Origin of the sequence: Bradyrhizobium hipponense, assembly GCF_008123965.1 — a bacterium.
Taxonomy (GTDB): Bacteria; Pseudomonadota; Alphaproteobacteria; order Rhizobiales; family Xanthobacteraceae; genus Bradyrhizobium; species Bradyrhizobium hipponense.
On sequence record NZ_VSTH01000198.1, the window covers coordinates 1 to 6,371 of the forward strand.

General features: G+C 65.5%; 7 protein-coding genes. 5 read left to right on the forward strand and 2 right to left on the reverse strand.

What is annotated here, in order from left to right:
• Window positions 1-538 precede the first annotated feature (538 nt).
• The 3 genes from FXV83_RS39540 to FXV83_RS39550 are packed head-to-tail and all read left to right on the forward strand — an operon-like array spanning window position 539 to window position 2,925.
• Window positions 539-844, forward strand: coding sequence for a DUF6460 domain-containing protein (locus FXV83_RS39540; protein ID WP_148745463.1), 306 nt, complete (start codon window positions 539-541; stop codon window positions 842-844).
• A gap of 19 nt (window positions 845-863) precedes the next feature.
• On the forward strand, window positions 864-1,598 hold the full coding sequence (locus FXV83_RS39545) for an MBL fold metallo-hydrolase (protein ID WP_148745464.1): 735 nt from the start codon (window positions 864-866) through the stop codon (window positions 1,596-1,598).
• Window position 1,599: 1 nt separating this feature from the next.
• Window positions 1,600-2,925: an MATE family efflux transporter gene (locus FXV83_RS39550; RefSeq protein WP_148745465.1), complete on the forward strand. Its 1,326-nt coding sequence runs from the start codon at window positions 1,600-1,602 to the stop codon at window positions 2,923-2,925.
• Window positions 2,926-3,041: 116 nt separating this feature from the next.
• Here FXV83_RS39550 and FXV83_RS39555 read toward each other — a convergent pair whose 3' ends face one another.
• Together FXV83_RS39555 and FXV83_RS39560 are read right to left on the reverse strand one after the other, a co-directional pair.
• A complete protein-coding gene (locus FXV83_RS39555; RefSeq protein ID WP_148745466.1) occupies window positions 3,042-4,139 on the reverse strand; it encodes a quinone-dependent dihydroorotate dehydrogenase in 1,098 nt (365 codons plus the stop codon).
• Entirely contained in the window at window positions 4,136-4,480 is a 345-nt protein-coding gene (locus FXV83_RS39560; protein ID WP_148745467.1) for a DUF952 domain-containing protein, read from the reverse strand. The genes FXV83_RS39555 and FXV83_RS39560 overlap by 4 nt, the downstream gene beginning before the upstream one ends.
• Window positions 4,481-4,684: 204 nt before the next feature.
• Here FXV83_RS39560 and FXV83_RS39565 point away from each other — a divergent pair, with 204 nt between their 5' ends.
• Entirely contained in the window at window positions 4,685-5,338 is a 654-nt protein-coding gene (locus FXV83_RS39565; protein WP_148745468.1) for a S24 family peptidase, read from the forward strand.
• A 130-nt stretch (window positions 5,339-5,468) separates the two neighbouring features.
• Entirely contained in the window at window positions 5,469-6,221 is a 753-nt protein-coding gene (locus FXV83_RS39570; RefSeq protein WP_148745469.1) for a carbonic anhydrase, read from the forward strand.
• Window positions 6,222-6,371 lie beyond the last annotated feature (150 nt).

Consider the following 6,371-nt stretch of genomic DNA (forward strand, 5'->3'; position numbering starts at 1 on the left):
CGCGAGCGACGCGCCCAGATCTGAAGCGTGCTGAGATGAGGCTCGATTGCCGCCACGGCGGAGGTGCGCTCCCTCGCCCGCTTGCGGGAGAGGGTTGGGGTGAGGGTGTCTCCGCATCGGGATTCCCCAAGAGGCGAGAGCCCTCACCCGCGCCTTCGGCGCGACCTCTCCCGCGAGCGGGAGAGGTTACGGAGCCCGTCGCGAGCGACGCGCCCAGATCTGAAGCGTGCTGAGATGGGCTCGATTGCCGCCACGGCGGAGGTGCGCTCCCTCGCCCGCTTGCGGGAGAGGGTTGGGGTGAGGGTGTCTCCGCATCGGGATTCCCCCAGAGGCGAGAGCCCTCACCCGGCGCTACGCGCCGACCTCTCCCGCAAGCGGGCGAGGTTACGGAGCCCGCCGCGAGCGACGCGGTCCCAAATCGAAGCTCTGGCGCGCTACCCGAATTAAACTCCCGTAAGCGGATTGACGCCCCGTTGCGGGTTCCCCATCTGCCTCGCGGTGCCCTATAATGGGGTCGAATCCGCCCAAGGAGTTTGCGATGGCCCACGACGTCAGAGATTTGCCGGGCGGCCGCAGTGATGGCCTGAACCGCTTTCTCGGCGGCTCGCCGCTGGCGGTCGCGTTTCGCCTGGTCCTGCTCTCGATTCTGGTCGGCGTTGTGCTGGCGGCGATCGGTTTCGATCCCTGGAACATCATCTACAGCATCCGCCTCCTGTTCCAGCGTCTCTGGGATCTCGGCTTCGACGCGGTGAACTGGCTGTGGCGCTACTTCCTGCTCGGCGCCGTCATCGTGGTCCCGATCTGGCTGTTGATGCGCGTGTTCGGCACGCCGCGCGGCCGCTGAACTCTTTAGGGAGCAGCCGATGCAACTGCGTTTCGTCGGCTGCGGCGACGCCTTCGGCTCGGGCGGCAGGCTCAACACCTGCTTCCACGTTTGGGGGAGCGAGGCCAACTTCCTGATCGATTGCGGCGCGTCGGCTCTGCCGGCGCTGAAGCGGCTCGAGATTGACCTCGACGCGATCGACCTGATCCTGATCACGCATTTCCATGGCGACCATTTTGCCGGCCTGCCGTTCCTCCTGCTCGACGCACAATTCTCGCGGCGGACGCGGCCGCTGACCATCGCGGGCCCGCAAGGTATCGAGACGCGGCTGCGTGAAGTGATGGAGGCGTTGTTCGAGCACTCCTCCAAAACCAAGCCGCGCTTCGACCTCTCCGTCATTGAACTGACGCCGAAACAGAGCCGCAATTTCGGCGCAGTGACCGTGACGCCCTACCCGGTCGTGCACGGCGAATCCGGTGGTCCGTTCCTGGCCTACCGTGTCGAAGCCGAGGGCCGCACGCTGGCCTACAGCGCCGATACCGAATGGACGGAAACGCTCATTCCGCTGGCGCACGGCGCGGACCTTTTCATCGCCGAGGCCTATATGTACGAGAAGGTGGTCAAGAACCATCTCAGCCTGAAGACCTTGGAACAGCATTTGCCCGCAATCGGCGCAAAACGCCTCGTCCTCACCCATATGAGCGACGACGTTCTGTCGCGCCTTCGCGCCATTCAGCATCTCACCGCCGAAGACGGCATGGTGCTCGTGGTCTGACATGCACGCGCCCGTTCATCCCAGGGTCGGCAGCCGCGAGGTGTTCGCCATCGCGGGTCCGGCGATGGTCGCGAACCTCACCACGCCGCTGATCGGCGTGGTCTCGACCACCGCGATCGGGCGGCTCGACGACGCCGCGCTGCTCGGCGGCGTCGCGATGGCCTCCGTCATCTTCGACTGCCTGTTCTGGCTGTTCGGCTTCCTGCGCATGAGCACGCTCGCCTTCACCGCGCAGGCGCTGGGCGCGGGCCAGACGCAGGAGTTGAACGCCATTCTCGTGCGCGGCTTCATCGTCGCAGGCCTGATCGGCGCCGCGCTGATCGTGCTGCAATTGCCGCTGGCCGCCGTGCTGTTCGACCTGATGGGCGGCAGCGAGGGGGTCACGCACGCCGCGAAAACCTATTTCATGATCCGGATCTGGTCCTCGCCATTCGCCTTCGCCAACTACGTCATCCTGGGCTGGCTGGTCGGACAAGCCCGGGCCAATCCAGCGCTGCTGCTCCAGGTCGCGATCAACCTCATCAACATGGTGGCGACCATCCTGCTGGTGCTGGTCTATGACACCGGCATCGCAGGCGCGGCGGTGGCAGCGCTGCTGTCCGAGGCGGTCGGGTTCGTGCTCGGCGCAATCGTCTGCCACCGCTACGCGGGCGGTGGTTTTGCCGTTGCTCGCGCGCGCCTGTTCGACCGCGAGAAACTGATGCGGATGCTGGCGGTGAACTCCGACATCATGATCCGCACCGCGGCGCTGATCGCTGTGTTCCTGTTCTTCACCGCCAAGGGCGCGCGCGCCGGCGACGTCACGCTGGCCGCGAACTCCGTGCTCAACAACTTCTTGCTGGTCAGCGCCTTCTTCCTCGACGGCCTTGCGAATGCAGCCCAGCAACTCTGCGGCCGGACTTTTGGCGGGCGCGACGCCAAGGGATTTGCGGATTCGACCCGCCTGGTGCTGCTGTGGGGGCTCGGCTTCGCGCTGGTCGTCGCCGTGCTGTTCGCACTGTTCGGCCCAAACCTGATCGACTTCATGACGGCAAGCGACGACGTCCGCCGGGCAGCGCGCGATTTCCTGCCGTTCATCGTGCTAGCGCCGGTGCCGGGCGTGTTCGCCTTCGGCTTCGACGGCATCTATGTCGGCGCCACCTGGGCGCGCGAGATGCGCAACCTGATGCTGGCCTCGCTCGCGATCTTCCTGCTCACCTGGTTGGCGCTGCAAGCGTTCGGCAATGTCGGGCTGTGGTGCGCGCTGATCGCGTTCTACGTCGCACGCGGCGGCTTGCAGGGTGCGCGCTATCCGGCGCTGTTCAGGGCGACGTTTGCGAAATCGTAGCCCGAATGGAGCGCCAGCGTAATCCGGGACGTCCGTATTCGCGGACGGATTCCCGGAATGCGCTACCTCCATCCGGGCTACGGGGATTCCCGCCCGCGGGAGAGGCGAAGTGCGCCTCACATCCCCGGCCAGTCTTCCGCCGTCAAAGTGGCAGCGTCGGCGCCGACGATCTCGGACAGCGAATCCCGGCCCGTGCGGAGCAGCGTCGAAGTGAGGTCGCGCTTGATCTCGTCGACGAGGCCGAGGCCCTTGTAGATCAGCGACGAATAAAGCTGGATCAGGCTGGCGCCGGCGCGGATCTTCGTCAGCGCTGCGCCGCCCGAATCCACCCCGCCAACGCCGATCAGCGGGAACGCGCCCTCGACGCGCACATAGGTCTCCGCGACCATGCGGGTCGACAGGCGGAACAGCGGCCGTCCGGACAGGCCGCCCTGCTCCTTCGCGCGCATCTCCTCGCGCAGCGTGCTCGGCCGTGCGATGGTCGTGTTCGACACGATCATGCCGTCGACCCGACGCGACCGGGCGACCTGCACGACGTCGTCGAGCTGGGCGAGGCTCAGGTCCGGCGCGATCTTCAGCAGCACCGGCGTGTCGCCGGCCTTCTGGCGCACCCGCTCGCGCGCATCGATGACTTTTGCGAGGAGGTCGTCGAGCAGCGCGCCCTCCTGCAGATTGCGCAGGCCGGGCGTGTTGGGCGATGACACGTTGACGGTGAAATAGCTCGCCACCGGCGCGAAAGTCTCGATCAGCTTGACGTAATCGGCGACGCGGTCCGGCGAATCCTTGTTGGCGCCGACATTGACGCCGACGATGCCGCCGTGCTGTGCGCGCGCGGCAAGCCGTCGAAGCGCCGTCTCCGCGCCGTCATTGTTGAAGCCCATGCGGTTGATGACGGCCTCGTCGCGCTCGAGGCGAAACAGTCGCGGCCGCGGATTGCCAGCTTGCGGCTTCGGCGTCACCGAGCCGATCTCGACGAAGCCGAAGCCGAGCCGCAGCAATGCATCCGGCACCTCCGCGCTCTTGTCGAAGCCGGCGGCCATGCCGATCGGATTGGGAAAGTTGAGCCCGAAGGCGCGCACCGCGAGCTTGGGATCGTCCGGCCGCGGCTTGCCGGGCGGCAGGAAGCGCAGGCCCTGGATCGCGAGCCGATGCGCGTCCTCCGGGTCGAGCCAGCGCAGCACCGGCAATGAAAAGGCGTCGAAAGCCCGGATCACGGCAGAAGCTCCGGAACGTCGTGGCTGCCGTCGGCGCGCATGTTGAGGTTCGTCACGGCGATCACCGCGCCGAGGTCGAGTTCGCCGTACAGATGCGGAAACAGCTCGCCATTGCGCGAACGCTCCCAGCGCAAGCCGGCTCCAAGCGCCTCGTCATCGACCTCGACCAGGAACAGCGCTCGCTGGCCAAGGAAATGCTTTCGCAGGGTCTCGGGAACCTGGGCGGCGGTCGAGAAATGGATGAACCCATCGCGCGTGTCATCCGCGCTACCCCGATACACGCCCTGCCGTTCCGCTTCGCGCCAGGCCGAGGCCGGACAGATTTTATAGATCTTGACCACCGCTTGCGGAGCCCTGCTTGCCCGTTGAGTCAGCTCATTGAGTCTTTTGGGGTTTTTCGTCTCTGACGGGTTTTCAAATCCCGCGCGCGACCGTAAAGGCCACACCTCGCGAACTCAAGACTTAGCCACACCCCTTGCGCGAAAAACGGAAAACCGGTTGATTTGAGGACAGTTTTCCTGAGTTGCGACGGGCTGGACCTTTTCATGGTCAGGCAGGCCAAAGCGCAGAGGATGCTAACCCACGATCAGATCTGGGGGGCGCTGGATCGACTGGCGGCGCGCGCCGGCCTGTCGCCGTCCGGGCTTGCAAAGCGCGCCGGGCTCGATCCCACCACCTTCAACAAGTCCAAGCGCGTCACCGCCGACGGCCGCGAGCGCTGGCCCTCGACCGAATCGATCGCCAAGGCGCTCACGGCGGCCGAATCGTCCATTGAGACTTTCGTGAAACTGATCGGCGACGACGTCGGTGACCGCCGCTGCGTGCCGCTGCTCGCCTTCGCACAGGCCGGCGCGACCGGTTCTTTCGACGAGTCCGGCTTTCCCAGCGGCAAGGGTTGGGCCGAGATCGCGCTTCCCGCCGCCGAGGACCGCCACACCTTTGCGCTGGAGATTTCCGGCGATGCGCTACAGCCTGCCTACCGCGACGGCGACGTCATCCTGGTTTCGCCGGGCACGGCGGTCCGCAACGGCGACCGCGTGGTGGTGAAGACCAGAGACGGCGAGGTGACGGTCGCGACGCTGAAGCGCCGCACGGCAAAGGTGCTGGAATTGCAGCCGCTCGATGCGGCGCAGGCCGAGCGGACGATGGCGGCGGGCGATATCGCCTGGATCGCGCGAATCGCGTGGGCGAGCCAGTAGATTCCGGCGCGATAGATTCGCGATTAGATTCGCGATTAGATTCCTGGCGCAATCGCCATTGCGACACATCCCCCTTTCGCCTAGGTTGCGCCGATATTGAGAAGCCAAAATGCACCTCAGGGGGAATATGATGAATCGCCGTCACGCATTGAAGGCGCTCGCGGGTCTCGCCCTTTGCCCACTGTGCAAGCCGGCCTTTGCCGCAGAAGGCGCGCATTGGAGCTATGAAGGCGTCGGCGGCCCGGCCAAATGGGGCGATCTCGACGCAGCCAACAAGGCCTGCGCGGCCGGCCTGCAACAATCGCCGATCGACATTGAGGCGACGATCAAATCGCAACTGCCGACGCTGAAGCTGAACTGGGGCAGGAGCGCCGACACCATCGTCAACAACGGGCATACGATCCAGCTCAATTTCGCGGAAGGAAGCACGCTGACGCTCGGCAACGTCAAGTACAAGCTACTGCAGGTGCACTTCCACCGGCCGAGCGAGCACATGATCGGCGGCAAGAATTTTCCGATGGAGGCCCACTTCGTCCACCGCAACGATGCCGGCGGGCTCGCCGTGGTCGGCGTGCTGATGGCCGAAGGCAGGCCGAATGCGAGCTTCAACACGATCGTCAAGACCATGCCGGCTGCGGAAGGACCTGCGGTGAAGGCCGACGGCAGCATCCATCCGGGCGCCATGCTGCCGCAAAAGCTCAGCTACTTCCGCTATTCCGGCTCGCTGACGACGCCGCCCTGCTCGGAAGTGGTCGAATGGCTGCTGCTCACCGATCCCATCCAGGTGTCGGCCGCAGACATCGCCGCCTTCGCAAAACTCTATCCCATGAACGCGCGGCCGGTACAGAAGGACAATCGGCGTTACGTGTTGCGATCGATTTGAAGCGCGGCACGGCAAAGGCGCTGGAATTGCAGCCAGTCGATGCGGACGATGACGGCGGGCGATATCGCCTGGATGGCACGGATGGTGTTGGCGAGCCAGCGATGAGGTAAGTGCAGTGGTCCCACTCTCGGTGTCGTCCCGGCGAAGGCC

What these genes read in the sequence shown, in the direction of transcription:
- FXV83_RS39540 (WP_148745463.1), top strand. Translation starts at nt 539, where the DNA reads ATGGCCCACGACGTCAGAGATTTGCCGGGCGGCCGCAGTGATGGCCTG.
- FXV83_RS39545 (WP_148745464.1), top strand. Translation starts at nt 864, where the DNA reads ATGCAACTGCGTTTCGTCGGCTGCGGCGACGCCTTCGGCTCGGGCGGC.
- FXV83_RS39550 (WP_148745465.1), top strand. Translation starts at nt 1,600, where the DNA reads ATGCACGCGCCCGTTCATCCCAGGGTCGGCAGCCGCGAGGTGTTCGCC.
- FXV83_RS39565 (WP_148745468.1), top strand. Translation starts at nt 4,685, where the DNA reads ATGGTCAGGCAGGCCAAAGCGCAGAGGATGCTAACCCACGATCAGATC.
- FXV83_RS39570 (WP_148745469.1), top strand. Translation starts at nt 5,469, where the DNA reads ATGAATCGCCGTCACGCATTGAAGGCGCTCGCGGGTCTCGCCCTTTGC.